General features: G+C 29.8%; 30 protein-coding genes. 16 read left to right on the top strand and 14 right to left on the bottom strand.

Features of this window, described 5'->3' with window-relative positions; genetic code table 11:
• Window positions 1-85: 85 nt before the first annotated feature.
• On the top strand, window positions 86-2,344 hold the full coding sequence (locus tag MC378_RS02250) for a TonB-dependent receptor (RefSeq protein ID WP_242177089.1): 2,259 nt from the start codon (window positions 86-88) through the stop codon (window positions 2,342-2,344).
• A gap of 46 nt (window positions 2,345-2,390) precedes the next feature.
• Here MC378_RS02250 and MC378_RS02245 read toward each other — a convergent pair whose 3' ends face one another.
• Together MC378_RS02245 and MC378_RS02240 are read right to left on the bottom strand one after the other, a co-directional pair.
• Window positions 2,391-3,686, bottom strand: coding sequence for an MFS transporter (locus MC378_RS02245; protein WP_242177088.1), 1,296 nt, complete (start codon window positions 3,684-3,686; stop codon window positions 2,391-2,393).
• A 77-nt stretch (window positions 3,687-3,763) separates the two neighbouring features.
• Entirely contained in the window at window positions 3,764-4,579 is an 816-nt protein-coding gene (locus tag MC378_RS02240) for a M48 family metallopeptidase (protein ID WP_242177087.1), read from the bottom strand.
• A 120-nt stretch (window positions 4,580-4,699) separates the two neighbouring features.
• Between MC378_RS02240 and MC378_RS02235 the strand changes: the two genes are divergently transcribed.
• The 7 genes from MC378_RS02235 to MC378_RS02205 all read left to right on the top strand — a co-directional run bounded on the left by MC378_RS02235 (window position 4,700) and on the right by MC378_RS02205 (window position 10,358).
• The gene (locus tag MC378_RS02235) at window positions 4,700-5,575 is read left to right on the top strand and encodes an alpha/beta hydrolase (protein ID WP_242177086.1); all 876 of its coding nucleotides are present in this window, start codon (window positions 4,700-4,702) and stop codon (window positions 5,573-5,575) included.
• A complete protein-coding gene (gene msrB, locus MC378_RS02230; RefSeq protein ID WP_242177085.1) occupies window positions 5,572-6,051 on the top strand; it encodes a peptide-methionine (R)-S-oxide reductase MsrB in 480 nt (159 codons plus the stop codon). The genes MC378_RS02235 and msrB overlap by 4 nt, the downstream gene beginning before the upstream one ends.
• A gap of 75 nt (window positions 6,052-6,126) precedes the next feature.
• A complete protein-coding gene (locus tag MC378_RS02225; RefSeq protein ID WP_242177084.1) occupies window positions 6,127-6,669 on the top strand; it encodes a DinB family protein in 543 nt (180 codons plus the stop codon).
• Window positions 6,647-7,090: a hypothetical protein gene (locus MC378_RS02220; RefSeq protein ID WP_242177083.1), complete on the top strand. Its 444-nt coding sequence runs from the start codon at window positions 6,647-6,649 to the stop codon at window positions 7,088-7,090. Before MC378_RS02225 ends, MC378_RS02220 begins: the two co-directional genes overlap by 23 nt.
• A gap of 66 nt (window positions 7,091-7,156) precedes the next feature.
• Window positions 7,157-8,485, top strand: coding sequence for a signal recognition particle protein (gene ffh / locus MC378_RS02215; protein ID WP_242177082.1), 1,329 nt, complete (start codon window positions 7,157-7,159; stop codon window positions 8,483-8,485).
• 72 nt (window positions 8,486-8,557) lie between these two features.
• Window positions 8,558-9,433 (top strand): bifunctional methylenetetrahydrofolate dehydrogenase/methenyltetrahydrofolate cyclohydrolase FolD, encoded by an 876-nt coding sequence (gene folD, locus MC378_RS02210; RefSeq protein WP_242177081.1) that lies wholly within the window; start codon window positions 8,558-8,560, stop codon window positions 9,431-9,433.
• A gap of 7 nt (window positions 9,434-9,440) precedes the next feature.
• Window positions 9,441-10,358 (top strand): YitT family protein, encoded by a 918-nt coding sequence (locus MC378_RS02205; protein ID WP_242177080.1) that lies wholly within the window; start codon window positions 9,441-9,443, stop codon window positions 10,356-10,358.
• Here MC378_RS02205 and MC378_RS02200 read toward each other — a convergent pair.
• The 12 genes from MC378_RS02200 to MC378_RS02145 form a co-directional block, all read right to left on the bottom strand.
• The gene (locus MC378_RS02200; protein WP_242177079.1) at window positions 10,355-10,720 is read right to left on the bottom strand and encodes a cupin domain-containing protein; all 366 of its coding nucleotides are present in this window, start codon (window positions 10,718-10,720) and stop codon (window positions 10,355-10,357) included. The genes MC378_RS02205 and MC378_RS02200 overlap by 4 nt on opposite strands.
• Window positions 10,721-10,723: 3 nt before the next feature.
• Window positions 10,724-11,116 (bottom strand): hypothetical protein, encoded by a 393-nt coding sequence (locus MC378_RS02195; protein ID WP_242177078.1) that lies wholly within the window; start codon window positions 11,114-11,116, stop codon window positions 10,724-10,726.
• A gap of 6 nt (window positions 11,117-11,122) precedes the next feature.
• Entirely contained in the window at window positions 11,123-11,689 is a 567-nt protein-coding gene (locus MC378_RS02190; RefSeq protein ID WP_242177077.1) for a hypothetical protein, read from the bottom strand.
• Window positions 11,690-11,734: 45 nt separating this feature from the next.
• On the bottom strand, window positions 11,735-13,303 hold the full coding sequence (locus MC378_RS02185) for a helicase HerA-like domain-containing protein (protein WP_242177076.1): 1,569 nt from the start codon (window positions 13,301-13,303) through the stop codon (window positions 11,735-11,737).
• A 164-nt stretch (window positions 13,304-13,467) separates the two neighbouring features.
• The gene (locus tag MC378_RS02180; RefSeq protein WP_242177075.1) at window positions 13,468-14,469 is read right to left on the bottom strand and encodes a DHH family phosphoesterase; all 1,002 of its coding nucleotides are present in this window, start codon (window positions 14,467-14,469) and stop codon (window positions 13,468-13,470) included.
• 235 nt (window positions 14,470-14,704) lie between these two features.
• Window positions 14,705-15,460 (bottom strand): LytR/AlgR family response regulator transcription factor, encoded by a 756-nt coding sequence (locus MC378_RS02175; protein ID WP_242177074.1) that lies wholly within the window; start codon window positions 15,458-15,460, stop codon window positions 14,705-14,707.
• 51 nt (window positions 15,461-15,511) lie between these two features.
• Window positions 15,512-15,823 (bottom strand): 2TM domain-containing protein, encoded by a 312-nt coding sequence (locus tag MC378_RS02170; RefSeq protein ID WP_242177073.1) that lies wholly within the window; start codon window positions 15,821-15,823, stop codon window positions 15,512-15,514.
• Window positions 15,824-15,833: 10 nt separating this feature from the next.
• Entirely contained in the window at window positions 15,834-16,163 is a 330-nt protein-coding gene (locus MC378_RS02165) for a 2TM domain-containing protein (protein ID WP_242177072.1), read from the bottom strand.
• 5 nt (window positions 16,164-16,168) lie between these two features.
• The gene (locus MC378_RS02160; RefSeq protein ID WP_242177071.1) at window positions 16,169-16,456 is read right to left on the bottom strand and encodes a 2TM domain-containing protein; all 288 of its coding nucleotides are present in this window, start codon (window positions 16,454-16,456) and stop codon (window positions 16,169-16,171) included.
• 2 nt (window positions 16,457-16,458) lie between these two features.
• Window positions 16,459-16,782, bottom strand: coding sequence for a 2TM domain-containing protein (locus MC378_RS02155; protein ID WP_242177070.1), 324 nt, complete (start codon window positions 16,780-16,782; stop codon window positions 16,459-16,461).
• On the bottom strand, window positions 16,782-18,143 hold the full coding sequence (locus MC378_RS02150; protein WP_242177069.1) for a 2TM domain-containing protein: 1,362 nt from the start codon (window positions 18,141-18,143) through the stop codon (window positions 16,782-16,784). Before MC378_RS02150 ends, MC378_RS02155 begins: the two co-directional genes overlap by 1 nt.
• Before the next feature lie 29 nt (window positions 18,144-18,172).
• The gene (locus MC378_RS02145; RefSeq protein WP_242177068.1) at window positions 18,173-18,589 is read right to left on the bottom strand and encodes a DUF2141 domain-containing protein; all 417 of its coding nucleotides are present in this window, start codon (window positions 18,587-18,589) and stop codon (window positions 18,173-18,175) included.
• Between the two features lie 561 nt (window positions 18,590-19,150).
• Here MC378_RS02145 and MC378_RS02140 point away from each other — a divergent pair.
• The 8 genes from MC378_RS02140 to MC378_RS02105 all read left to right on the top strand — a co-directional run bounded on the left by MC378_RS02140 (window position 19,151) and on the right by MC378_RS02105 (window position 26,713).
• Window positions 19,151-19,774 carry a GNAT family N-acetyltransferase gene (locus tag MC378_RS02140; protein WP_242177067.1) on the top strand — a complete coding sequence of 208 codons (624 nt, stop codon included), beginning with the start codon at window positions 19,151-19,153 and terminating at the stop codon, window positions 19,772-19,774.
• Window positions 19,771-20,946 (top strand): argininosuccinate synthase, encoded by a 1,176-nt coding sequence (locus MC378_RS02135; protein WP_242177066.1) that lies wholly within the window; start codon window positions 19,771-19,773, stop codon window positions 20,944-20,946. The genes MC378_RS02140 and MC378_RS02135 overlap by 4 nt, the downstream gene beginning before the upstream one ends.
• 2 nt (window positions 20,947-20,948) lie before the next feature.
• A complete protein-coding gene (argC, locus tag MC378_RS02130; protein WP_242177065.1) occupies window positions 20,949-21,926 on the top strand; it encodes an N-acetyl-gamma-glutamyl-phosphate reductase in 978 nt (325 codons plus the stop codon).
• 10 nt (window positions 21,927-21,936) lie between these two features.
• Window positions 21,937-22,737: a pyrroline-5-carboxylate reductase gene (gene proC / locus MC378_RS02125; protein ID WP_242177064.1), complete on the top strand. Its 801-nt coding sequence runs from the start codon at window positions 21,937-21,939 to the stop codon at window positions 22,735-22,737.
• Window positions 22,734-23,861 (top strand): aspartate aminotransferase family protein, encoded by a 1,128-nt coding sequence (locus MC378_RS02120; protein WP_242177063.1) that lies wholly within the window; start codon window positions 22,734-22,736, stop codon window positions 23,859-23,861. The genes proC and MC378_RS02120 overlap by 4 nt, the downstream gene beginning before the upstream one ends.
• Window positions 23,858-24,796, top strand: coding sequence for an N-acetylornithine carbamoyltransferase (locus MC378_RS02115; RefSeq protein WP_242177062.1), 939 nt, complete (start codon window positions 23,858-23,860; stop codon window positions 24,794-24,796). Before MC378_RS02120 ends, MC378_RS02115 begins: the two co-directional genes overlap by 4 nt.
• A 70-nt stretch (window positions 24,797-24,866) precedes the next feature.
• The gene (argB, locus tag MC378_RS02110) at window positions 24,867-25,643 is read left to right on the top strand and encodes an acetylglutamate kinase (RefSeq protein ID WP_242177061.1); all 777 of its coding nucleotides are present in this window, start codon (window positions 24,867-24,869) and stop codon (window positions 25,641-25,643) included.
• Window positions 25,643-26,713 carry a M20 family metallo-hydrolase gene (locus tag MC378_RS02105; protein ID WP_242177060.1) on the top strand — a complete coding sequence of 357 codons (1,071 nt, stop codon included), beginning with the start codon at window positions 25,643-25,645 and terminating at the stop codon, window positions 26,711-26,713. The genes argB and MC378_RS02105 overlap by 1 nt, the downstream gene beginning before the upstream one ends.
• The last annotated feature ends 100 nt before the right edge of the window (window positions 26,714-26,813 follow it).

Genomic DNA, 26,813 nt, shown 5'->3' with positions numbered 1-26,813 from the left:
ATCTAAGTAAGTTTTATCAAAAAAATAAAATAGACTACTTCTTTCTTTATGGCAAACATCACTTATTAATCAGTAAAACAAATACATGAAAATATATATAAATCTATTATTAATAGTAATAGTAAGTTTCTCTGTAAATGCACAAAACAGCATTTCAGGAAAAATAACAGATACAGAAAACAATCCGCTTATTGGAGTAGGAATTTATGCACAAGAAATACATAAAGGAACCACTTCTAAAGAAGATGGAAACTACATTTTAAACAACATCCCTAGTGGAAAAATAAGAATTACTTTTAGTTATTTAGGATATAAAACTATATCAAAGATTATTGAATTTAAGTCAGAAAATAAAGAGCTTAACATTCAATTAGAAGAAACTTCTTTTGAAGTAGATGAAATTATTATCTCAACACCTTTCAATAAATTACAATCAGAAAACGTAATGAAAATAGAAAGATTATCTACAAAATCAATTCAAAAGATGGGTGTTACAACCCTTTCTCAAGGAATCACAAACATTGCTGGAGTATCACAAATTTCTACAGGTGCTTCTATAGGAAAACCAGTAATTAGAGGTTTAAGTGGAAATAGAGTTTTAGTGTATACGCAAGGGATTCGATTAGAAAACCAGCAATTTGGCGGCGAACATGGTTTAGGAATTAATGAGGCAGGAATTAGCAGTATCGAAGTTATAAAAGGACCTGCTTCTCTACTCTACGGATCAGATGCTTTGGGTGGCGTTTTATATTTAAATCCAGAAAAATTTGCATCAGAAAATGCTAAAGAAATCAATTTTAACCAACGTTACTTTAGCAATACATTAGGAAGTAATACTTCTATTGGGGCAAAATTATCTTTAGAAAATTGGAAATTTTTAGCTAGAGGAACCTATGCAAATCATTCTGATTATAAAGTTCCAACAAATAAAAGAGTAACAAATACTCGTTTTAATGAAAAAGATTTTAAAACAGGAATTGCATATTCTAAAAACAATTTCACTTCAGAACTACGTTATAATTTTAACAGATCTCAATTAGGATTGCCAGAAGACGGAATTGCAGAACAAACTACAAGTAAAACGCTTTTAGAACCTTATCAAGTTATCGATAATCATATTTTAAGTTCTCATAATCATTTCTTTTTTGGCGATTCTAAATTAGATATTGATTTAGGTTACACATTTAATGATAGACAAGAGTTTGAAGAACATCATGATGAACATGAGGATGAGGAGGAACATGAAGAGGAACACGAAGAAGCGGCATTAAGAATGAAATTAAAAACATTTAGTTATAATGTAAAATATCATTTCCCTAAAATAGGAAGTATAGAAATTCTTTCTGGAGTACAAGGTTTGCATCAAACAAATACAAATTTTGGTGAAGAACTACTAATTCCGGATGCCACAATAAATGATTTTGGAGTGTTTACCACAGCTAATTATACTTGGAACAAAAATACTCTACAAGCAGGTATTCGTTATGACAATAGAAGTATAAATACAGAAAGACATGAAATTTCTCATGATGGAGATGTACATATTTTTGAAGCTATAGACAATTTCTACAATAGTTTTACAACTTCTTTAGGGTTTAAAACTTCGTTATCTGATGAAATTACAACAAGAATCAATGTAGCTTCTGGTTTTAGAGCACCCAATTTAGCAGAATTAACTTCTAACGGTATTCATCATGGAACCAATAGATTTGAAAAAGGAAACAATAATTTGACAAATGAAAAAAACACTCAAATCGATATTTCTTTAGAATACAAAACAGAGCATTTTGAATTATTTGCAAACGGATTTTATAATTATTTAAACGATTATATTTTTATTGCACCAACCGGAGATATTGAAGATGGTGAGCCTGTTTATAGTTATCTACAAGAAAACGCAAAACTTTATGGTGGGGAATTTGGTTTTCACTTACATCCACATCCATTAGATTGGTTACATTTAGAAAGCACTTTTGAAACTGTTGTTGGAAAGCAAGACAATGGAGATTATTTACCCTTAATTCCTGCAAATACTTGGAAGAATACATTTAGAACAGAATTTAACATTGCTAAATGGCTACAACAAGGTTATTCTTCTTTAACCTTAGCAAGTACATTTTCTCAAAACAACATTGGTAATTTTGAAACACCTTCAGAAGGTTACAATTTATTAAATTTAGGTTTTGGAGGAGATATACTCTTAGGAAAAACAAAATTCTCGACAACAATATCTGTAAATAATTTATTGGATAAAAAATACATTCATCACTTATCAAGATTAAAAGCAGATGGAATTTTAAACCAAGGACGAAATATTGTTCTAGGATTAAGTTTCACCATTTAAACTCAATTTTTTAATACTAAAAAAGTGCTGTTATACAGCACTTTTTTTATTGTACATATTTTGTTTTTTTTAATGTATTTAAAACAAGAAAAGAACCTAAAAAAAAGATTGCCAAACACAAAACACTCCATTGCATAGAATCTGTTATTGCATATAGTAAACCATAAACAAAAGTTCCTAATACAATAGCTATTTTTTCAGTAACATCATAAAAACTAAAATATGTTGCGTGATCTTCTGTTTCAGGTAATAGTTTAGAGTAAGTAGATCTTGTTAAAGATTGAATTGCTCCTTGAACAAATCCTAATAAAACACCTAAACCATAGAAATAATACTCGACATTTTCTTGATTTTTGTCTAATAAAAAAGCCGTAAAACAAACCAACATCCAAGTAACAATAGTTACTTTTAATGCCTTAATGTTTCCCCATTTTTCTGATAATCTAGAGAACACAAAAGCCCCCAAAATAGCTACAACTTGTACCAACAAAATAGTAACAATTAAATTCATAGCAGGTAAACCCAGTTCGGTAGAACCAAAAATTGCTGCCATTAAAATGATTGTTTGCACACCAATACTTAACAAGAAAAAAGAAATTAAAAACTTCTTTAAAGTTGGGTAATTCATCACTTCTTTTACAACAACTTTAAGTTCTCTAAATCCTTTCCATATATAATCATTATCTGGTTGTTTGTTATAAATGTCATTTGGCAAACGCTTAAAAGTAATTTGTGCAAAACCAATCCACCAAAGACCAACTAAAACAAAAGAAATTCTAGATGCCATTGCTGTTGTTATACCAAATAAGTCTGGTTTTTGAATCATTATTAAATTAACAATTAATAAAATAACAGATCCAACATAACCATGAATAAACCCTTTTGCACTAGCTCTATCTTGTTGTTCGGGATGTGCTACTTCTGGCAAATATGCATTATAGAAAACCAAACTTGCCCAAAAACCAATACTTGCTAAAATGGTAAAAATAATACCAATCCATACTGTGTCTACACCATCAAAGAAATACAAACTAGCTACAGACAAACCTCCTAACCAACAAAAAAACTTCATAAACTTCTTCTTACTCCCTGTATAATCTGCGATTCCAGATAAAATAGGAGAAATAAAGGCTACTATCAAAAATGAAAAAGATAATGCATAGCTATACAAACTATCAGGATGATCCCATTCCATCCAAAGAAAAGAGACTGTTTGATCTTCTGTAATAGCGCTATAATATAAAGGAAAAACAGCTGTACTAATTACTAACGAGTAGACTGAATTTGCCCAATCATAAAAAGCCCAACCATTGATTAATTTTTTATCACCAATTTTTAACATAGAATATTATTTATAAAAAAACCGTTCAAAAAATTTGAACGGTTACAATATAGGAAATCTATTTCTTTTTTAATTTTTTATTTCAATGCTCCTTTGGCATTATATTGTGTTGCAAATTTCTTTGCTGTTGGTAAATAATTTTTTAAATCTTGAATTCTTGATTCGTTTGACGGGTGTGTGCTTAAGATTTCAGGTTGCGATTTTCCGTTAGACAATTTACTCATTCTCACCCAAACTTCTGCAGCTTCATTTCCATCATAACCTGCCATTAACATAAAAACCAAACCTAATCTATCTGCTTCTTGCTCATGAACTCTACTAAATTTTAACATTCCTAAACCAGAACCAATACCAAATGCAGTGTTCCAAATTTGTTGTGATTTTTCATTTTTTCCAGAAGTTCCTAAAGCAACTGCTAAACCACCTATTTGTTGTAACTGTCCCTGAGACATTCTTTCTTGACCATGTTTTGCAAAAGCATGCGCAACTTCGTGTCCCATTACCGCAGCAACTCCATTTACATTTGCACAAATTGGCATAATCCCTGTATAAAAAACTACTTTTCCTCCAGGCATACACCAAGCATTTATAGTTTTATCTTCTATCAAATTAAATTCCCATTTATAAGAATCTGCTTCTGATGTCATATTATTAGCTCGCATAAAACGATCTACAGCTTCAGAAATATTTTTACCAACTTCTTTAATTTGGTTGGTCATTTCTTTATTTGTAGATACTTTATTCTCTTCTAAAAACCCTTTGTATTGTGCAAAACTGGCTGGTAAAACCTGAGCATCACTCACAAAATTAACTCTTTTTCTTCCCGTAATTGGCACAGTACTACATTCTACAAATAGAAAAACTGTAAAAATTAAAACAACTATTTTTTTCATTTTTTATTTTTTAGGTTCTTATAATACGACACTAAATATGTAATTTAGTCACTTATATAAGTATTTATATTTTCTCTAAAATTACATATTCTAACTGTATCAAAAAAATATTATTTATTGATGTCATTATTTAAAAACAATAATCTAGTATCTCCAAGTTTATCCATACCAAAACCTGTTGTGTATTTTGCAAAAACAACACAGTTTATATCTCATAAACTTGTCGTCTTTTTTGCCACAAAACTATTCTCAACCCCAATCAATTTCTCTACTCCAAAGAGAGAGCTAGCAATGAAAGAAAGTGCTCAAAATAAAAAAATTTTTATTTCTTCAATACAAAAAGAAATACATATTTTATCTTATGGTTTTTCTGACAAAAAAGTATTACTCTGTCATGGTTGGGCCGGAAGAAGTACGCAGCTTTTTATGATTGCTCATAAATTACTAGAAAAAGGATATATGGTAGTTTCTTTTGATGGTCCTGCTCATGGAGAATCTACTGGAAAAACCACAAATTTGATAGAATACATAGAGACTATTAAATCTATAACTGAAGAATTTGGACCTTTTGATGCTGCCGTTGGACATTCTTTTGGTGCTATGGGAATATTAAATGCAAATTCTAATGAAATCTTATTTAAATGTATGGTTACGGTTGGTTCTGGCGATAAAATACCTGATATTCTAGAAAATTTTACACGTAATTTAGGTTTAAAAAAAATTATAGCTGCAAAAATGGAACGCTATTTCATGAAAAAATGGAACATTCAATTAGCCCCATTTGCAGCAAGTGAAGCCGCTAAAAAAATTAAAATTCCAACCTTAGTTATTCACGACAGTGCTGATGGTGATGTTGCTGTAAGTTGTGCTATTAATATTCGTCAAAACTTAGAGAAAGGTTCTCTTTATATTACAAATGGACTTGGTCACACAAAGATTCTTCGTGATAAAATTGTTACGAATAAAATAATAGGTTTTATAATACAAAATACATGAAAAAAATAGCAAGCATAATCGTTTTAATAGTATTTATAAATTGTTCTAGCAAAGCCCAAAATTCATCAATAGAAAAAAAGGCCTATAAAATTGTCAAAACTGAAAACGAATGGAAAAAATTACTTTCCCCTTTACAATATAAGGTTTTACGAGAAGCAGGTACAGAAAGAGCTTTTTCTAGTCCATTAGATAAAAATTATACAAAAGGAATTTACGTTTGTGCGGCTTGTAAAACACCTTTATACAAATCTGAATATAAATATGATTCTGGTTCTGGTTGGCCCTCTTTTGACAGAGCTATTCAAAAAAATATAGAATTAGATGTAGATTATAAAATTGGATATAAAAGAACTGAATTAAAATGTAAAACTTGTGGAGGACATTTAGGGCATTCATTTGATGATGGACCACAAGAAACAACAGGCAAACGTCATTGTATAAATGGTGCTGCCTTAAAGTTTATTTCTGAAAGATAACAAACTCTAAAGTTGATCTATTGAATTGTATATCTGTTTTTATTTCATACATTTAGAGCAGAAAATTTAGATTAAATGAACAAAGATGCTATTGCAAGTTTATTAGAAGAAAAATATAAAGAATTGTTTCTTTGGATGGAAAATCAGTCAATTGATATTTGGGAAAAAGGCCCTGAAGGAAAATGGACAACTGGTCAGCAAATTTTACATTTAGTTAATAGTTTACAAATGCTTAATAATGCACTGAGTTACCCTAGATTTTTCTTAAAATATAAATTTGGTACTTGTAATAGAGCTCCAAGAGATTATGATACCGTTGTTAAAAATTATCAAAAAAAATTATCAGAGAATAAAGATAGAGTAAGAACTTTTAATCAAAATTTAAAGACACCTACTTTAACAGAGCGAAAACGTTTATTAACAAGATTACAAATACAACAGAAAAAATTACAATATAAACTCAAAAAAACTAGTGATCTCAATTTAGATTCATTGGTTATTCCTCATCCATTGATGGGAAAAATGACAATTAGAGAAATTATTATGTGGACAGCACATCACACCGAACATCATACAACCATTTTGAAAAATAATTATGCTGAAGAAAATTATTGCTAAACCTCATCTTTTTTTCTTTGGATTGATTCCTGTTTTTATCCTTATTTCAATTTTCAAAGGGAAATACCAAATAGGTTTTAATTTTAATGACAACTATTTTATTACAGATTTAAAATTTTGGTCTGCAATTTCTGCAGTATTTTTTGGTTTGATTGGCTTAAACTATTTCGCTCTACATTGGGCAAATAAACCTGCAAAAAAATGGTTAACAATCATTCATATTTCCTTACAAATATTAGCTTTTATATTAGTTTTAACAAGAAATAATTGGAACTGGATTGGAAAACAATACTCACAAGAAGCCTCCCTTTTAAATGATCACTCATCATTTGTGATTTTTGTTTCTTTTATCATTTTTATTATATCTATTTTCATTCACTTAATCAACTTTTTTACCAGTCTTTTCTTAAAATCAGAATAACAATATAAATCTTTTATAAGAGAGTAGTAATTTTTATATTTGTGCTTCCAAAAAAGAACACAAATTATGTTTAATAGTTTAAGCGATAAATTAGATAAAGCCTTACATACCCTAAAAGGTCACGGTAAAATTACAGAAGTAAACGTTGCTGAAACGTTAAAAGAAGTTAGAAGAGCATTATTAGATGCCGATGTAAACTTTAAAATTGCCAAAGAATTTACAAAAAGAGTACAAACTCAAGCTCTAGGACAAGACGTTTTAACTACGTTAAATCCTGGACAATTGATGGTTAAATTGGTTAAAGACGAATTAACACTATTAATGGGTGGAGAAACTGTTGGTGTAAACTTAGGTGGTTCTCCAACTGTAATTCTAATGTCTGGTTTACAAGGTTCTGGAAAAACTACTTTTTCTGGAAAATTAGCAAATTACCTTAAAGACAAAAAGGCTAAGCAAGTTCTTTTAGTTGGTTGTGATGTTTATAGACCAGCAGCAATTAACCAACTACAAGTTGTTGGAGAACAAATTGGAGTTGAAGTATATGCAGAGGTTGGCAATAACAACCCTGTAGAAATTTCTCAAAATGCAATAAAACACGCCAAGGCAAATGGCAAGAATGTTGTTATTATTGATACAGCAGGACGTTTAGCTGTAGATGAAGAAATGATGACCGAAATTTCTAACATTCATAAAGCCATTAATCCACAAGAAACATTATTTGTTGTAGATTCTATGACAGGTCAAGATGCTGTTAATACAGCAAAAGCTTTTAACGATATTCTAAATTTTGACGGTGTTGTTCTTACCAAATTAGATGGAGATACTCGTGGTGGAGCTGCTTTAACAATTAAATCTGTAGTAGATAAACCAATTAAATTTATTGGTACGGGTGAAAAAATGGATGCCATAGATGTATTTCATCCAGATAGAATGGCAGATAGGATTTTGGGTATGGGTGATGTTATTTCACTTGTAGAAAGAGCTCAAGATCAATATGATGAAGAAGAAGCTAGAAAACTTCAGAAAAAAATTGCTAAAAATCAATTTGGTTTTGATGATTTTTTAAGTCAAATACAACAAATCAAAAAGATGGGTAGTATGAAAGACTTAATGGGAATGATTCCTGGAGCAGGAAAAGCCATGAAAGATGTAGATATAGATGATGATGCTTTTAAAGGAATCGAAGCCATTATACATTCTATGACACCTTCAGAAAGAAGCACGCCAACATCTATAAATGCTAGCAGGAAAAAGAGAATTGCGAAAGGTTCTGGAACTTCTGTTAATGAAGTCAATCAGTTAATGAAGCAATTTAATCAGATGAGCAAAATGATGAAAATGATGCAAGGTGGTGGAGGCAAAAAAATGATGCAAATGATGAAAGGCATGAAATAATTTTTTTTAAAAGAGATAAACTGTGTTTATCTCTTTTTTATTTTAACAAAACACAACAACCACACATAACAAATGATTTTATTAGACGGTAAAAAAACAGCTGCAGATATTAAAGAAGAAATTTCTTTAGAAGTAAGAGATTTAAAAAATAATGGTAAAAAAACACCCCATTTAGCGGCAGTGATTGTTGGCAATGATGGAGCAAGTATTACTTATGTGAATGCAAAAGTAAAAGCTTGTGAACGTGTTGGTTTTGAATCTTCTTTAATTCGTTTACCAGAAGAAACCACAGAAGAAGAACTGCTAAATGAAATTGCTGTTTTAAATGTAGATAACAATATTGATGGCTTTATCGTTCAACTTCCATTGCCAAAGCATATAAATGAACAAAAAATCTTAATGGCCGTAGATCCAGATAAAGATGTAGATGGATTTCATCCAACAAATGTTGGAAAAATGGCATTAAACTTACCTACATTTATTTCTGCAACTCCTTTTGGAATCTTAGAATTACTTGACAGATACAATGTTGAAACCTCAGGAAAACATGTTGTTGTGTTAGGAAGAAGTCATATTGTTGGAAGCCCAATGAGTATTTTATTATCACAAAAAAGAAAAATTGGCAATGCAACTGTTACCATGTGTCATAGTAGAACTCAAAATTTAAAAGACATTACATTACAAGCAGACATCATTGTAGCTGCAATTGGAATTCCAGAATTTGTAAAGGCAGATATGGTAAAAGACAATGTAACTATTATTGATGTTGGAATTACTAGAGTTGGAGATACTTCAAAGAAAAATGGTTATCGATTAATAGGTGATGTTGATTTTAACGAAGTTTCTAAAAAAGCCGCATACATTACCCCTGTTCCCGGAGGTGTTGGACCAATGACCATTGCCATGCTATTAAAAAACACTCTATTAGCTTGTGAAAGAAAAAGCTAACAACTAAATGAACACTAAAAAAAGTACCAATTATTTATCTGAATACTTACAGATTTTTTTAGGAATTATTCTTACTAGTCTGGGGTTAAAAGCTTTTCTATTACCAAATGGTTTTTTAGATGGAGGTGTAACTGGTATTGCTTTATTGGTAAGAACTCAAGTAGATATTAATATGTCTTATTTGTTAGTCTTATTTAGCATTCCTTTTTTAGTTTTAGGTTTTTTTACGGTTTCTAAAAGAATTGTTGTAAAATCTATTGTTAGTATTTTAGGACTTGCTTTATTTATTCATTTCGAAAACATTCAAACCATTACAAACGACAAATTACTGATCTCTATTTTTGGAGGTTTATTAGTTGGTTCTGGAATTGGTATTGCCATAAGGAATGGTTCTGTTTTAGATGGCTCTGAAATACTAGGAATCTATTTAAATGATAAATTTGGAATTAGTATTGGTAAAATTATATTAGTTTTTAATATTATTTTATTTAGCATCACTGCTTTCGTTATATCTGTTGAAGTGGCACTATACTCTATTTTAACATATATAATAGCCTCTAAAGTAACAGATACAGTTATAGAAGGGTTTGAAGATTTTATTGGTGTTACAATCGTTTCAAAAGAATATGATTTAATAAAAATAGCTATTTTAGAAGAATTAGGAACTGGTTTAACTGTTTATAAAGGATCATCAGGATTTGGTAGCAAAGGAGAAGCAGAAGACTTTGATATCATTCATTCTATAATAAATAGAATAGATATCAAAAAAATGTATCGATTAATTAAAGAAATAGATCCCAATGCATTTATTGTAGAGTTTGATGTAAACAGTGTAAAAGGAGGTGTCCTAAGGCATTACATCAACAAAAAAAAGAATAAAAACCTAGAAATATTAAAAGCCAATATTTCTAAAAGTAAAAACTAAACCTCTTCTCTATTTACTAAATCTATTGAAAAAGCAGGTAAACAAATTGCTATATATTCACATTCCTCTTTAAAAGGGTTCGAATATTGAATTCTTGTATTCTTCTCTATTTTAATGGATTGACCTGCTTCTAAAATTACAGTTTCTCCATCAATAATAAATTGTTTCTTCCCTTTTATGATATATGTATATTCATCAAAGGCAGGTGTTTGAAAAGGTTCTGACCAACCCGATGGCGCAACCATATGAGCTATGCTTACTTGTGAATTTTCATCTGTAGCATTTCCAAAATGTTCTTCTATAAGTTTACCATCTGTTGTTGGTACTATAAATGGTGATTTTTGAATGGTATACTTTTTCATATATTATAAGTATAAAGGAATATATTCTCGAGTAACTACATTTTCTATTTCAGAAAGTTCATCTGTATCTACATCAAAAAAATAATAAGAATCTGCCTTTTCTAATTGTTCTGAATTAAATAAACTAGTTGCTACTTCAGCTAATTTTTTATTAGATCTATTTTTTGCTCCAATAGCTAATCTTATAATATTTAAATAATTGTTATCTTTTAATAAACAACCAATAATACCAATAGACTCTGGTTCAGAAACATTTGTTTTTAAAAGAATTTCTCTTTCTATAGAATTAATTGCAATATCATTATCTAAATAATATTGAAGGATAATTCTTCTTTCAAATTCAGAATTTGGTCTTAAAATTGATTCTTCACTATTTTCAATAGAATATGTTTTCATAAGGAACTAGTTAAACCAAACAATAAAAGATTTCATTTTAGCCAAATCAGGAATTTGGTCTTTTGTTACTTTTTGAGTATTGAATTCTTTTAAACCAAGTTCTTCATTATCTATAGTAATCGTAGTGTTTAAATCGTCCAAGAACAATGTTGCAGAAGAAAATGTACGTTCTATTCTGTTGATATTACTATTGGTATTTATCTCTGAAAAACTAGAATTTAATGTAATTCCTGATGCTGTTTTAAAACGAGAATCGTGAATTTCTATACTTTTTATAGTTGATGTAGAATCTAATTGTTCTTTAGGTATAATGGTTAGCAAATGTTTTCCTCCTTTTTCATAGATTAAATATTCATCATCATCTTGAAAATAATTATCACCTAAAGCTCCTTCGCTTAAATTTTTAACAATAGAATCATTTTTAAAGATTTTATTTAACTCTTGTATGGTTGTCTTTGTTGTTAAAAAGCCAACTTTTCCTTTTTCTATTTTAAACTTATTATTATTACTACAACTAACAATTACTAGTGAAAATAATATTACTGCTATTACTAATGTGTTCTTTTTTACCATACTATTAAGTTTAATTATCTATTAAACGTTGTTTTTTATAATTTGTTATTTCAATACTTTTTTTAATATTCCAAATGCTGCTCTAATAAATGTAGCACTTGTTAATACTTTTACAATCGGATTCATTCTTGTGCTTCTTCTAGAATTGCTTCTTGTTGATTTTCTTTCTCTAGCCAATTCTTTTTCTCGCTCTTTCTCCGACTTTATACGTTCTTTCTCTTCTGCTGCATCACTTATTGCTTTTTCTTCTGCTAAATTAATTTTTTCAATCTTACTATTTAGCATTTCATAAGCGCTTTCTCTATCTAAATTTTGATTGTATTTATGTATTAATCTCGAATTGTCTATTACTTGCTTTAACTCTTTATCTGTTAAAATATCCATTCTACTCATTGGCGCACGCAACATGGTTCTTGCCAAGGGAGTTGGAATTCCTTTTTCATTTAAAACAGAGACAAATGCTTCTCCAATTCCTAATTGTGTTAACACTTCTTTAGTATCATAATATTCTGAATCTGGATAATTCTCTGCAGCCAACTTAATTGCTTTTCTATCTTTTGCTGTAAAGGCCCTTAATGCATGTTGAATTTTTAAACCTAACTGAGCCAAAATATCTTCTGGAACATCTTTAGGGTTTTGAGTTACAAAATACAATCCAATTCCTTTAGATCGAATTAACTTTACTATACTTTCTATCTGATTTAATAAGGCTTTAGAGGCTTCTTCAAATACCAAATGCGCTTCATCTATAAAGATGATCAATTCAGGTCTTCCACTATCTCCTTGTTCTGGAAAAGTTTCGTAAACTTCTGCCAATAACTGCAACATAAATGTTGAAAACAACTTTGGTCTGTCTTGAATATCAGTTAAGCGTAAAACAGAAATAATTCCCCTTCCATTTTCATCTACTCTTGTTAAGTCTTCTACTTCAAAAGATTTTTCTCCAAAAAACAAATCGCCTCCTTGTTGTTCTATTTCTACAATTTTACGTAAAATAGCTCCCGTAGAAGATGACGAAATTCGTCCATATTCATTTTGAATTTCTTCTTTCCCTTCATTGGTTACATATTGCAAAACTTTTTTAAAGTCTTTAATATCTAAAAGGGGTAATTTATTGTCATCACAATACTTAAAGATGATGGCTACAATTCCACTTTGTGTTTCTGATAAATCTAAAATTCTTGATAACAATACAGGTCCAAATTCGGATACTGTTGCACGCATTTTAGTACCATCTTGCTCTGAAATTGATAAGACTTCTATTGGAAACTTCCTTGCTTCAAATGGAATACCAATTTTTGCATGACGTTCATCAATCTTTGCGTGTCCAGGACTTGGTTGTGCCAAACCAGAAAGATCTCCTTTAATATCCATTAATAAAACTGGAACTCCTTTTTCGGATAAGTTTTCAGCTAAAACCTGTAACGTTTTTGTTTTTCCGGTTCCTGTAGCCCCAGCAATTAAACCATGCCTGTTTAACGTTTTTAAAGGAATTTTTACAATAGCATCTGTAATTGTTTCTTCACCTAGCATTGCCGCTCCTAATGCGATAAAATCGCCTTTGGTTTTATAACCTTTGTTGATGTATTCAAAAAATACTTCCTTCTGACTCATTTAAAACTAAATTTTGATAAAAATAATCAAAGTTTAATGGATGTGAAATTATTTAAAGAATTTGTTTGAAATAGTTTTTGATAAAAATTAAAATCTAACCAACAAAAAAGGTTTTAACTTTAAAATAAAGCTAAAACCTTTTTTATTTTGAATATTCAATATTTTTATTTTTGAAAGTACTGTGGAATCAATCCTTTTAATTTTTCTAATGTTTCTTCTACTGTTAAATCACTCATTCCTCCAGCAGCATTTGCATGACCTCCTCCGTTAAAATGTTCTTTTGCCAACATATTTACAGGATTTTCTGCACCTTTAGATCGAAAAGAAATTTTCATAATTCCGTCTCTTTCTGTAAATACAATCGCAGCTTTCATTCCTTTTATAGATAAAACTAAATTTGCTAAACTATCTGTATCTCCTTTTTTGTATTGATACTTAGCCAATTCTTCTTTAGATAAAGAAATAATAGCCACATTATAATCGTATAAAATCTCTAACTTTTCACTCATTGCATAGCCTTGCAAACGCAAACGAGTTTCTGTATTATTATCACTTAATTTCTCGTGAATTAAATGATGTTCTACTCCTGCAGCTAATAATTTTGCTAAAACTTCGTGTGTTCTGGGTTTAACAGAATTGAATCTAAAACTACCGGTATCTGTTAAAATACCTAAATATAAAGGCGTTCCTATTTTTTCATCTAACAAGTCTAAATGTCCAGATTCTTCAATTAAATCTATAATTAATTGTGATGTTGATGATGCTGTTGTTTCCGAAACCGTGATTGTAGGAAATTCTTCAGGATTTAAATGATGATCTATCATTATTTTCTTGCAGGTTGCAGTTTCTAACAATATCTGCATATCTGGCCCTACTCTATTGGTTGCATTATAATCTAAACAAAAAATTAAATCAGCTTTTTGCATTTGTGCAGTTACCTCTTCTGGGTTTTCATCCATCAAAATAATTGAGGAAGTATCTAACCAATCTAAAAAATCAGGTGCTTTATCTGGATGACAAACAACCGCATCTTTACCTAATTTTTCAATAAAATAAAGTAAACCTAATGAAGATCCTATTGAATCTCCGTCTGCAGATTTGTGTGCTGTAATAACGATATGTGATGCAGCTTGAATTTCTGCTACAACTTTTTTGTAAATATTCATGTAGTATGTTTTTGCAATTGCCATTTATGATAGCAATTGTATCTCTTTATAAAAAGATGCAAAGTTAGGTTTATTATTGAAGGAGAAAGGACTATTTAGAGTTTAATACAAATGAAATTTTTTATCTTTTTTTAGATACTTGGCTAATGTGAGTTACAAATATTTAACGTTGGTTCTTTTATCTTCGTAATTAGTAAAATTCTTTTTTTACTTATAAAACAAAAAACTATTTACATTAGTCAATCCAATTTTTAAAATCTTTTACACGCTCTCTGCTTACAATAATTTCAGTTTCATTAAAAGAATGTAGCATCAACTTTAAACGCGAATTAGAATAAGCAATAATGTCTTTAATTGCATTTATGTGAACAATAAAAGTTCTATTAACTCTAAAAAAATGTTCTGGGTTTAATTGTTCTTGCCAAGTTTCTAAAGAATTATCTAACAAGTAATTTCTATTTTCTTTGGTGTGAATATAAGTAGATTTATTCTCACTATAATAACACTCTACTTCATCAATATGAATAATTTTTATGTGCTGCCCAACTTTAATAGTCAGTCTTTTTTTAAACTTTCTATCAACAGGGTTTACCAATAATTTTCTGATTTCATATAAGTTTACTTGTACATCTGTCTGTTTTGGTTGGTTTGCTTTGAACTTATCCACTGCAACTTTTAACTCATCCTCATCTAAAGGTTTTAGTAAATAATCAATACTATTTAGTTTAAAAGCTTTTAGGGCATATTCATCATAAGCAGTGGTAAAGATTATGGCAGATTTTACTTCAATTTCTTCAAAAATTTCGAAAGACAATCCATCAGAAAGCTGAATATCTAAAAATATTAAATCTGGATGTTCATTATTTTGTAACCAATTTAAAGATTCTTCTACAGAATGTAACATTTGCTGAACATCAATGTTTAAGACAGATAACATTCTGTTTAACCTTCTTGCTGCTGGTTTTTCATCTTCTATAATTAAAACGTTCATTACTTTTAGTTATTAGTTTTTAATATTGAGTTCGTGACTTTTTTAAAAAAATTACTCTTTCATAAATTTATCTATTTTCCTTTCTTCCCAATCTCTACCGAATAAATTAAGAAAATCAAATGTTTTAAAAGCATGAAGCATTAAAAATACACCCCAAATTAACCAAATTGGTATGTGAGTAAAATTTCCATTATCAAACTGATTACTGATAATAAAGTTTCCAAAAAGTTTAAACGAAAATTTCCAAATAAAAGTTAAAAACAAATTTACCAAAACATAAGTAACTATATGTTTATAGAATTCTTTAAGTTCTTCAACTTTTAGTTTTGCTTTCATTAATTTTTTATTGTTTAAATTTTCCATGCCTTTAAAATTATTTGTTTTTTTCATCTTCTTTATCCATCAATTCTTTGATTTTTCTTTCTTCCCAATCTGTACCAAAACCCAAAGATTTAAATCCGAAAACTCCTAACCAATGAAAAAACATTCCTATTCCCCAAAAAAGCCAAGTAGAATACACTCCAAAATTAGACAATGCGTCATCAAATTTATATCCACTTTGTGATAATCCAAATATAATAATACCACTAATAAAAATGTTTACCAACACATATACTATTAAATGAACGTAAAAGCCTTTTATGGCTTTCACTCTTTTTTTAGCTCTTATAAAACTTTCTTCTTGTGTAAAATTTTGTTGCATTGTTTTTAATCTTTCTCGTTCATAAACTCTTTAATTTTCTTTTCTTCCCAATCATTTCCAAATCCTAATAAGTTAAAGCCAAAAACCGATAACCAATGAAAAAATAGTCCTGTTCCCCATCCACAAACAGAAAACCAAAACCAATGAAAATAAGGTTCGAATTTTAAATTTACAAAAATGATTACAGGTATCACCAAACAATAGATTGTTAAATGAGTATAAAATCCTTTTATCTTTTTTACTCTTTTCTGAGCTTTATAATAGCGTTGTTCTTTTGTTATATTTGATTCCATAATTATCTTCTATTATTTTGTTCATCCATATATTTTTGAATCTTTTTTTGTTCCCAATCTTTGTTCATAAACAAATTCAAACCAAAAGTATTTAATGCTTGAAAAACAATTCCTATTCCCCAATACAACCAAATTTTATAATTATGATAATCTGAAACAGCTTCATTAAAAGTATCTCCATCATTCATGTCTCCAACAATAAAAATAGCACTTAAAAAAACATTTATAATAATATATGTGGCTAGATGTTTGTAAAATTTACTGATCTTTTCTACTCTTTTTTTAGCTAAAATATACTTCTGTTCTTGTGTAAATTCCTTGTTCATTATCTTCCTCTTTTTTGTTGATTTTCATTCTCCATCATTTCTTTAATCTTTCTTTCTTCCCAATTTTTTCCTAAGAAAATATTGTAATTATTTACTTCTAAAAAATGAAAAACTAATCCTATTCCCCATCCAAATATTGGAAACCAAAACCAATGGAATCCTGGAGAAAATCGTAAATTTATAAATATTAAAAAAGGAATAACTAAACAATAAGAAACTAAGTTTTGATAAAATTCTTTTAATTTTTCTACTCTTTCTACTGCTTTTACATATTTGCTATTTTCTAAATCGTCTGTGTACATAATATCATTCATTTTATATAAGAGAGGTAAACTCACCTTAAAAGTTTTGTTGTCATTTTCTATTTTCACTCCTTTTTGAGTGATCAACCCATATCTATCTGCAATATTTTGCAATCCAACTTTGGTGCTTTTACCTATTGCTTCTTTAGGGTTGATATTGTTTTCTATTATTAAATAATTGCCATCTTCGTATATAGAAATCTCTAAAGGTTTAGAGGATGAAACTACATTATGTTTTACAGCATTTTCTAGCAAAAGTTGTAAAGAAAGTGGCACAATTTTCAATTCATTATTACTTACAGTATCTGGAATATTAAATTTTACAGCATCTTCAAAACGCATTCCTAACAATTGCATGTAGGTTTTTGCAAAATTCAATTCTTCTGTAATGGGTACTAAATCTTTATTTCTTTGCTCTAAAACATATCTATAAACCTTAGATAACTTTGTTGTGAATTTTTCTGCTTGCGCAGGATTTTCGCCAATCAAACTCGTTAACACATTTAAGCTATTAAATAAGAAATGTGGATCTAATTGATTTTTTAAAGACTCAAATTTTGCTGTTTCTGTTTTTGCTACAATCTGTTGCTGGGTACTTTCTTGAGTCATAGCAGATTTCCAATTGTCCATGAAACCTTTGGCATGTAAAAAAGCTGCTACACCCAATGAAAAAATAATAGCAAATAAATGTACCCAAATTAAAGTTTCGCCAAAAAAACTTTCAACTTTATAACCAAAGATATATATATATTGAACATAATGAATTATTAAAACCGCAATAACTGTATATAGAACAGTAGCTATAATTCCGGCCCAAACCCTTTGATTCGTTTCTTTAACCCAATCCCATTTTGTATTTAAAAACTCATTAATGATTCCATTTCCTAATCCTAAAGTAAAAGAATACATTCCCGAGATTAAAAATGTTAAGCCCACTCCCTTTAAACTAAATTGTTGATTTATAATTATAAAAATGATTCCTATAACTAAAGCTAGTTTTGTACAAAGGATAAAATCCTTTTTAATCTTATTATAAAAATTGTTGTTAAGAGTTTTCATTGTTTAGAAAGTGTGCTTATAAAAAATTACTAAAATTTAATCTCTAAAGATACTTTTTTATCTGCTACTGTAAATTTTGAATCCTCATAACTTGGAGGACCAAAATTCATTACGTTATTTGAAGCTCCATAATCTTCTTTAGGCATTCCGTTCGGTTCAAAATCCATTTTATCGTTATCATTTTTATCATGAAAACAGATTATAGAATATTCACCAACTTCAATATTTTCAAATATTACAGTACTCTTTCCATCTACAATTTTTGCGTTTTTAGACTGTAAAGGTTGCATCATAAAAGTTGTTTTGTTGTATAAAGCAAAACCAACCTTCCCATCATCTGAAGTTACATTAACCACTGTTGCAGTAATTGTTGTTTTATTTTGAGCAATTAAAGAATTTGAAAAAAATAACATGGCTCCTACTAAAATTGATACTAAAAATTTCATAATGTTTGTTTTTAATTGTTATTGATGATACAAAGATGCAACAGAACCAAACCTTATTAAATTAAAGAATACCGAATTGTATTTTTTTAAGGATGAATTGTAAAAAACCCGCATTAAAATTATTCTGCAGTAAATTTTCATTTCTTTTACTGAATTTTAATGAATTAATAATTTTTGAAATCAAATATTGCTTAATTCATAAAAATTTTAAAATAATAAACTTTTTTTATTGTCGGTTAGAAAAATAATATACTTTTACATCATGTTTACTACAAAAAATAAAACAAATACTATGGTTCCCATGTTGCGACGTCGCAATACAATTCGCTAAAACTCTTATTTAGCAAAGGAAAAATTACCATAATTTTATTTTTTATTCATGTATATATCTACAAATTTTATCGGCAAACTAATAAATACTATACTTTTTAATAGTGTAAATTATATCCGTCGCTTTTTCTTACCTCGCCTTTTGCGTGTGTAATTATTTATGGAATTTAGGTGAGTCCGATTCCGATTTCAAACAAAATAACATTCCAATAAACTATAAAATCGATTACAATGAAAATTGTTATTGCAAACAAAACACATAGTGTTTATGCAGAAGTTATCTGCAAAACTATAGAAGACGCTGCACAAGTTAGAGGAACTGGAATTGCAAAGCGTAAACCAGAATATATTATTACCAAAATGGAAAACGGTAATGCTGTAATTGCTTTGGATGGTGATAAATTTGCAGGCTTCTGTTATATTGAAGCTTGGGGCCATGGTAAATTTGTAGCAAATTCAGGTTTAATTGTACACCCAGATTTTAGAAATTTAGGGCTAGCAAAACAGATTAAACAAGTAATTTTTAATCATTCTAGAACAAAATTCCCTGAAGCAAAAGTATTTAGCATAACCACTGGTTTAGCTGTAATGAAGCTAAATAGCGATTTAGGATATAAACCTGTTACCTTTTCTGAGTTAACAGACGATCAATCTTTTTGGAATGGTTGTCAAACTTGTAAAAACTTCGACGTTTTAACTAGAACAGAACAAAAAATGTGTCTATGCACTGGAATGTTATACGATCCAGCAAAAAAAGAAATAGAAAAAACTGGATCTACCAAACATGATAAAAAAGTTTGGACACGATTAAAAAACATTAAACAATCCATGTTTCTTAAAAAAGAAAAAAAATGAAAAAATTAGTAATTGCCTATAGTGGCGGATTAGATACTTCTTATTGCGCCGTAAGTTTATCTAAAGAATATGATGTACATGCTGTAAGTGTTAACACTGGCGGATTTACAACAGAAGAAATTAAACACATTGAAAGTAACGCCTATAAAATGGGAGTTTCTACGTACAAAAATATTGATGCGGTTGCTACATTCTACAACAAAGTGGTAAAGTACTTAATTTTTGGAAACGTATTAAAAAATAGCACCTATCCACTTTCTGTAAGTGCCGAAAGAATAATACAAGCCATAGAAATTATAGAATATGCAAAAAGTATTGGTGCAGCATATATTGCACACGGAAGTACTGGTGCGGGAAACGACCAAGTTCGTTTTGATATGATTTTTCAAACACTAGCTCCAGGCATTAAAATTATTACACCAATTAGAGACCAAAAATTAACAAGACAAGAAGAAATTGATTATTTAAAAGCCGAAGGAATTGATATGCCTTGGGAAAAATCGAAATATTCCGTTAACAAAGGACTTTGGGGAACTAGCGTTGGTGGTGTAGAAACTTTAAAATCTGAAAAACCTTTACCAAGTGAAGCCTATCCTTCTCAATTAGAAAAAGAAGGCGAAGAAAAAGTTACACTAACTTTTAAAAATGGTGAATTTGTTGCTTTAAACGGACAAGAAAACAAACCAGAAGTAAATATTGAAAACCTAAATAATATTGCTTCTAAATTTGCCATTGGTAGAGATATTCATGTTGGTGATACCATTGTGGGTACAAAAGGTAGAGTTGGTTTTGAAGCTGCTGCTGCTTTAATTACGGTAAAAGCGCATCATTTGTTAGAGAAACACACACTTACGAAATGGCAATTACAACATAAAGAATATTTATCTAGCTTTTACGGAATGCATTTACATGAAGGTCAATATTTAGACCCTGTAATGAGAGATACAGAAGCTTTTTTGCAAAGTTCTCAAAAAATGGTTTCTGGTAATGTGGTGGTTTCTTTAAAACCTTATCACTTTTCTTTAGACGGAATAGTTTCTGATCATGATTTAATGTCGAGCGCTTTTAGTACCTATGGTGAAGAAAATAAAGCTTGGACAGCAGATGATGCTAAAGGATTTATTAAAATAATAGGAAATCAGAATAAAATATACAGACAAGTAAACTCGTAATTATGTTAGAAGTAGGAATTATTGGTGGTGCAGGTTATACAGCAGGAGAATTAATTAGGTTATTATTAAATCATCCAAAAACAAATATCAATTTTGTGTATAGTACTTCTAATGCTGGCAACAAGTTGTACAATGTACATCAAGATTTAATTGGTGATACAGAAATTAGTTTTACCAATGAAATTAATCCTGATATTGACGTTTTATTTTTATGTTTAGGACATGGAAATTCAACCGCTTTTTTACAAAAAAGCAGCTTTTCTAAGAATACAAAAATCATAGATTTAAGTAACGACTTTAGATTACTTGCGGATCAGAATTTTGAAGGAAAAGAATTTGTATATGGTTTGCCAGAATTACAAAAGGAAGCTATAAAATCGGCTAAATATATTGCTAATCCTGGTTGTTTTGCAACTGCATTACAGTTGGCTATTATACCTTTGGCAGCAAATGGATTATTACAAAATGATGTTCACATAAATGCTGTTACAGGTGCAACTGGCGCAGGAACTTCATTATCAGCAACAACACATTTTACGTATAGAGATAATAATTTTTCTCATTACAAACCCTTTACACATCAGCATTTAGGAGAAATAAACCAAACGGTAAATCAGTTGCAAAGTAATTTTAATTTTGAAATTAACTTTATGCCAAACAGAGGGAATTTCTCAAGAGGGATTTTTGCCACTACATATACAAAGTTTGAAGATACTATTGAAGAAGCTACAAAAATATACAAAGAGTATTATAAAGATGCTGCTTTTACCTTTGTTTCTGAAAACGATGTTCACATGAAGCAAGTTGTAAATACCAACAAGTGTTTAATTAGTCTAATAAAACACGGAAATAAATTACTAATTACAAGTACCATAGATAATCTATTAAAAGGAGCTTCAGGTCAAGCCATACAAAACATGAATCTAATGTATGGTTTTAAGGAAACAGAAGGTTTACAATTAAAAGCAAACTTTTTCTAAAAATAAAATTATGAAAATAGCCATTATTGGAACAGGAAATTTAGGAAAATCTATCGCAAAAGGGTTAATAACAAACAATGCAATAACTACTTTATATCTAACAAAAAGAAACATTGAAGGTATTGCAGAATTTGAAGGATATAAAAATGTCTTTTTAACAACAGACAATCTAGAAGCTGTAAAAAATTCTGATATTATAATTTTTGCTGTTCAACCCGCACATTTTGAAAACATTTTAACCGAAATAAAACCTTATATAACAGAAAAAAATGTCTTAATTTCTACTATAACAGGTTTCTTAATTCCAAAAATAGAAGAGATTGTTGGTATCGATAAATTTATCATTAGAGCAATGCCAAATACAGCAATCGCCGTTGGAAAATCGATGACCTGCTTATGTAGCAATCTACAAGGTGAAAAACGGATTAAAATTGCAGAAGCTATTTTTAATAGATTAGGTCATTCTTTAAGCATACCAGAATCTCAAATGCAAGCAGCAACAGTAGTTTGTGCAAGCGGGATTGCTTTTTGGATGCGTTTAATTCGTGCAACAACACAAGCTGCCATACAATTAGGTTTCGATGCAAAAGAAGCTCAAGAATTGGCAATGTACACTAGTGAAGGAGCTGCCAACTTATTGATTAAAAATGGTAATCACCCAGAGGAAGAAATTGATAGAGTTACCACTCCCAAAGGTTGTACAATTACAGGTTTAAATGAAATGGAACACAAAGGATTAAGTTCTTCTTTAATACAAGGAATGGTAGCCTCATTTAACAAAATTAATAACATCAAAAAAGAGCAAATATGAGTTTATTTAACGTTTATCCTTTATTCGATATCACTCCTGTAAAAGCTAAAGATGTTTATGTTTTTGATGACAAAAACACACAATATTTAGATTTATATGGTGGTCATGCAGTAATTTCTATAGGGCATTCACATCCTAAATATGTTAAAAACATTAGTGAACAAGTTGCAAAATTAGGATTTTATAGTAATTCAATTCAAAATCCCTTACAAGTTGAATTGGCAAACAAATTAGAAGAAATTTCTGGTTGTAAAAACTACGATTTATTCTTATGTAATTCTGGTGCAGAAGCCAATGAAAACGCTTTAAAACTAGCCTCTTTTCATACAAATAAAAAGAAAATAATTGCTTTTAAAAATAGTTTTCATGGAAGAACCTCTGCCGCAGTAGCTGCTACGGATAATCCCAAAATTATCGCGCCATTAAACGCACAACAAGAAGTTGAATTTTTAGCATTAGGAGATTTAGAACATCTAGAAAACTCATTAGCTAAAAATGATATTTGTGCTGTAATTATCGAGTTTATTCAAGGAATTGGTGGTTTAGATGAAAGTACTTCTGCCTTTTATAAAGGCATTGAAACTTTGTGCAAAAAATACAATACGTGTTTTATTGCAGACGAAGTTCAATCTGGTTTTGGAAGAACAGGTGATTTTTTTGCTTTTCAAAAACACAATGTGCAACCCGATATTATTTCGATTGCAAAAGGAATGGGAAATGGTTTCCCAATTGGAGGAATTTTAATTCACCCATCAATTAAAGCTTCTTTTGGCTTATTAGGAACAACCTTTGGAGGAAACCACTTAGCTTGTGCGGCATCTCTTGCTGTTTTAGATGTTATTGAAGAAGAAAAATTAATGGAAAACAGTACAGAAGTTTCTAAACATTTTTTCAAAAAAGCAAGCGAAATACCTAATTTAAAAGCAATAAAAGGAAGAGGCTTAATGCTTGGTTTAGAGTTTGATTTTCCGATTGCAGAAATTCGAAAAAACTTAATTTTTAATCATAAAATTTTTACAGGAAGTGCTAAAAATCCTAATTTATTAAGAATTCTTCCTCCTTTAACTATCAAAAAAGAACATTTTGACACTTTTTTTGATGCTTTAAAAAGTGAATTATCATGAAAAATTACATCTCCATAAACGATATAGAAAACATCAATTCTTGGATTGAAGAAGCCAAAGAAATTAAAGCAAACCCTTTAAAAAACAAAGAATTAGGAAAGCACAAAACCTTAGGATTGTTATTTTTTAATTCAAGTTTACGAACTCGTTTAAGCACACAAAAAGCTGCTTTAAATCTAGGAATGGATCCTATAGTTATGAATGTTTCTGGTGATGCTTGGGGAATTGAGTTTGAAGACGGAACTGTAATGAATGGAAATACAGCAGAACATATTAAGGAAGCTGCTGCTGTAGTTTCCCAATATTGTGATGTTATTGCAGTAAGAGCTTTTCCTTCTTTAACTGACAAAGAAAAAGACGAATCTGAACAAGTTTTAAAATCTTTTGTCAAATACGCTTCAGTTCCCATTGTAAATATGGAAAGTGCTACTGGACATCCATTACAAGGTTTAACAGATGCCGTTACCATTGCTGAAAATTCCACAAAAAGAAAACCGAAAGTAGTTTTAAGTTGGGCTCCGCATAGTAAAGCATTACCCCATGCGGTTTCAAATAGTTTTGTACAAGCTATGCAAAAAATGGACGTTGAGTTTGTAATTGCAAACCCTGAAGGCTATGATTTAAACCCTCAAATCACAAAAGACACACCAATTTATTACAATCAAGAAGAGGCTTTTAAAGATGCTGATTTTGTGTACACCAAAAACTGGAGTTCGTATGATGATTACGGGAAAATATTAAAAACAGATTTAGATTGGATGATTACCAAAGATAAAATTGGTGATGCAAAATTCATGCATTGTTTACCAGTTAGAAGAAATGTAGTCGTTGAAGATGCTGTTTTAGATTCTGATAGTTCTTTAGTTATTGAACAAGCAAATAACAGAACTTATGCAGCTCAATTGGTTTTGAAAAAGATATTAGAAAATTTATAATTTGCTTTTAGCCTATAGCTGTTTGCATATAAATGCTAACAGCTATCAGCTATCAGCTATCAGCTAAGAAATGGAAAAACTATCAATCATAAAAATTGGAGGAAACATTATAGAAGATGAAACTTCTTTACATGCTTTTCTAAAATTATTTTCAAATTTAGAAGGAAAAAAAATTTTAGTCCATGGTGGAGGAAAACGTGCTACTCATATTGCCAATAAATTAGGCATTGAATCTAAAATGGTAAATGGTAGAAGAATTACGGATGCCGAAACTTTAGAAATAATCACTATGGTTTATGGTGGTTTAATTAATAAAAATATGGTGGCCAAACTACAAGCTTTACAAGTTGATGCCATTGGTTTAACCGGAGCAGACATCAACAGTATTCAATCCGAAAAAAGACCTGTAAAAGAGATCGATTTTGGATTTGTTGGGGATGTAAAAAAAGTGGCTTCTAATTCTATTGATAAATTAATAAAAGCAGGTTTTACACCCGTTTTTTGTGCCATTACGCATGATGGAAAAGGCCAATTATTAAACACCAATGCAGACACTATTGCTAGTACCATTGCGGTTGGAATGAGTAAAACTTATGATACATCTATTTATTATTGTTTTGAATTAAATGGTGTTTTAAGAGATTTTAACGATAAAAATTCTGTAGTAAAAAACATCGATACTACTTCTTATAAAGAACTATTAGATGCTAAAATTATTACTGACGGAATGATCCCTAAAATAGACAATTGCTTTGATGCTTTAAACAATGGAGTTTCAAAAGTACATATTGGAAACACTTCCATGTTAACAAAAGAAAACGATAATTTTACAACAATTACATTATAATGATCACTATTGAAAAATTAACAGAAAAAGCAATATTACTTTTAAAAAGTTTGATAAAAACGCAATCTTTTTCTACAGAAGAAGAACAAACAGCTGCTTTGATAGAAGCTTGGTTTATAGAATTTAAAATTCCATTTAAAAGAACAAAAAATAATGTTTGGGCAACCAACAAATATTTTGATGAAAGCAAACCTACTCTATTACTAAACTCTCATCATGATACTGTGTACCCAAATTCGGCATACACAAATGACCCTTTAAAGGCTTTTGTGAAAGATGGTAAATTATACGGTTTAGGCTCTAATGATGCTGGAGGCTGTTTGGTTTCATTAATTGCAACTTTTACCAATTTTTACGCACAAGAAAACCTAAAATACAATTTGGTAATTGTTGCTTCTGCAGAAGAAGAAAATTCGGGTCCTAATGGATTAAATAGTATGCTTTCGATCATTCCTCATATTGATGTCGCTATTGTTGGCGAACCTACTTTAATGAATTTAGCCGTTGCTGAAAAAGGTTTAGTTGTTTTTGATGCTGTTGTAGAAGGAACTCCAAGTCATGCGGCACATCCAAATGACAACAATTCTATTTACAATACTATTGAAGTTTTACAATGGTTTAAAGATTTTAAGTTCGAGAAAACTTCTGATGCATTGGGTGATGTAAAAGTGACCGTAACACAAATTAACGCAGGTAAACAACATAATGTTGTGCCTGCTCATACAAGTTTAGTGATTGATGTTCGGGTAAATGATGCCTATTCTAATCAAGAAATTGCAGCAATTTTACAAGAACAATCTCCTTGTACAACAATAACTCCTAGAAGTTTACGATTAAACTCATCATCAATTTCTACAGAACACGACTTAGTAAAAGCAGGAATTGCTATGGGAAGAGAAACCTATGGTTCTCCAACCTTATCAGATCAATCTGTTTTGAGCTGTCAATCTTTAAAATTAGGTCCTGGAGATAGTACTCGCTCTCATTCTGCCAATGAATTTATATATTTGACAGAAATTGAAGAAGGAATTCAGATTTATGTTGAATTGTTGAATAGAGTCATTAAATAGAGTAAAAAGAGAATAGAAATAAGACAAAAGCCAAGAACCAAGATTGAAATGTATTATGAGAAGTCTTGATTCTAAAAGTGAAACAGTCTTGTTTCTTGAT

Source organism: Polaribacter marinus (genome assembly GCF_022662535.1).
Lineage (GTDB): Bacteria > Bacteroidota > Bacteroidia > Flavobacteriales > Flavobacteriaceae > Polaribacter > Polaribacter marinus.
The sequence above is the reverse complement of the archived record's forward strand: the minus strand, read 5'-3'. Positions and strand labels throughout refer to the sequence as shown.

Excerpts from the sequence above, each read along its gene's own strand:
- MC378_RS02250 (WP_242177089.1), top strand. The coding sequence starts at position 86 with ATGAAAATATATATAAATCTATTATTAATAGTAATAGTAAGTTTCTCT.
- MC378_RS02245 (WP_242177088.1), bottom strand. The coding sequence starts at position 3,686 with ATGTTAAAAATTGGTGATAAAAAATTAATCAATGGTTGGGCTTTTTAT.
- MC378_RS02240 (WP_242177087.1), bottom strand. The coding sequence starts at position 4,579 with ATGAAAAAAATAGTTGTTTTAATTTTTACAGTTTTTCTATTTGTAGAA.
- MC378_RS02235 (WP_242177086.1), top strand. The coding sequence starts at position 4,700 with ATGTCATTATTTAAAAACAATAATCTAGTATCTCCAAGTTTATCCATA.
- msrB (WP_242177085.1), top strand. The coding sequence starts at position 5,572 with ATGAAAAAAATAGCAAGCATAATCGTTTTAATAGTATTTATAAATTGT.
- MC378_RS02225 (WP_242177084.1), top strand. The coding sequence starts at position 6,127 with ATGAACAAAGATGCTATTGCAAGTTTATTAGAAGAAAAATATAAAGAA.
- MC378_RS02220 (WP_242177083.1), top strand. The coding sequence starts at position 6,647 with ATGCTGAAGAAAATTATTGCTAAACCTCATCTTTTTTTCTTTGGATTG.
- ffh (WP_242177082.1), top strand. The coding sequence starts at position 7,157 with ATGTTTAATAGTTTAAGCGATAAATTAGATAAAGCCTTACATACCCTA.
- folD (WP_242177081.1), top strand. The coding sequence starts at position 8,558 with ATGATTTTATTAGACGGTAAAAAAACAGCTGCAGATATTAAAGAAGAA.
- MC378_RS02205 (WP_242177080.1), top strand. The coding sequence starts at position 9,441 with ATGAACACTAAAAAAAGTACCAATTATTTATCTGAATACTTACAGATT.
- MC378_RS02200 (WP_242177079.1), bottom strand. The coding sequence starts at position 10,720 with ATGAAAAAGTATACCATTCAAAAATCACCATTTATAGTACCAACAACA.
- MC378_RS02195 (WP_242177078.1), bottom strand. The coding sequence starts at position 11,116 with ATGAAAACATATTCTATTGAAAATAGTGAAGAATCAATTTTAAGACCA.
- MC378_RS02190 (WP_242177077.1), bottom strand. The coding sequence starts at position 11,689 with ATGGTAAAAAAGAACACATTAGTAATAGCAGTAATATTATTTTCACTA.
- MC378_RS02185 (WP_242177076.1), bottom strand. The coding sequence starts at position 13,303 with ATGAGTCAGAAGGAAGTATTTTTTGAATACATCAACAAAGGTTATAAA.
- MC378_RS02180 (WP_242177075.1), bottom strand. The coding sequence starts at position 14,469 with ATGAATATTTACAAAAAAGTTGTAGCAGAAATTCAAGCTGCATCACAT.
- MC378_RS02175 (WP_242177074.1), bottom strand. The coding sequence starts at position 15,460 with ATGAACGTTTTAATTATAGAAGATGAAAAACCAGCAGCAAGAAGGTTA.
- MC378_RS02170 (WP_242177073.1), bottom strand. The coding sequence starts at position 15,823 with ATGGAAAATTTAAACAATAAAAAATTAATGAAAGCAAAACTAAAAGTT.
- MC378_RS02165 (WP_242177072.1), bottom strand. The coding sequence starts at position 16,163 with ATGCAACAAAATTTTACACAAGAAGAAAGTTTTATAAGAGCTAAAAAA.
- MC378_RS02160 (WP_242177071.1), bottom strand. The coding sequence starts at position 16,456 with ATGGAATCAAATATAACAAAAGAACAACGCTATTATAAAGCTCAGAAA.
- MC378_RS02155 (WP_242177070.1), bottom strand. The coding sequence starts at position 16,782 with ATGAACAAGGAATTTACACAAGAACAGAAGTATATTTTAGCTAAAAAA.
- MC378_RS02150 (WP_242177069.1), bottom strand. The coding sequence starts at position 18,143 with ATGAAAACTCTTAACAACAATTTTTATAATAAGATTAAAAAGGATTTT.
- MC378_RS02145 (WP_242177068.1), bottom strand. The coding sequence starts at position 18,589 with ATGAAATTTTTAGTATCAATTTTAGTAGGAGCCATGTTATTTTTTTCA.
- MC378_RS02140 (WP_242177067.1), top strand. The coding sequence starts at position 19,151 with ATGAAAATTGTTATTGCAAACAAAACACATAGTGTTTATGCAGAAGTT.
- MC378_RS02135 (WP_242177066.1), top strand. The coding sequence starts at position 19,771 with ATGAAAAAATTAGTAATTGCCTATAGTGGCGGATTAGATACTTCTTAT.
- argC (WP_242177065.1), top strand. The coding sequence starts at position 20,949 with ATGTTAGAAGTAGGAATTATTGGTGGTGCAGGTTATACAGCAGGAGAA.
- proC (WP_242177064.1), top strand. The coding sequence starts at position 21,937 with ATGAAAATAGCCATTATTGGAACAGGAAATTTAGGAAAATCTATCGCA.
- MC378_RS02120 (WP_242177063.1), top strand. The coding sequence starts at position 22,734 with ATGAGTTTATTTAACGTTTATCCTTTATTCGATATCACTCCTGTAAAA.
- MC378_RS02115 (WP_242177062.1), top strand. The coding sequence starts at position 23,858 with ATGAAAAATTACATCTCCATAAACGATATAGAAAACATCAATTCTTGG.
- argB (WP_242177061.1), top strand. The coding sequence starts at position 24,867 with ATGGAAAAACTATCAATCATAAAAATTGGAGGAAACATTATAGAAGAT.
- MC378_RS02105 (WP_242177060.1), top strand. The coding sequence starts at position 25,643 with ATGATCACTATTGAAAAATTAACAGAAAAAGCAATATTACTTTTAAAA.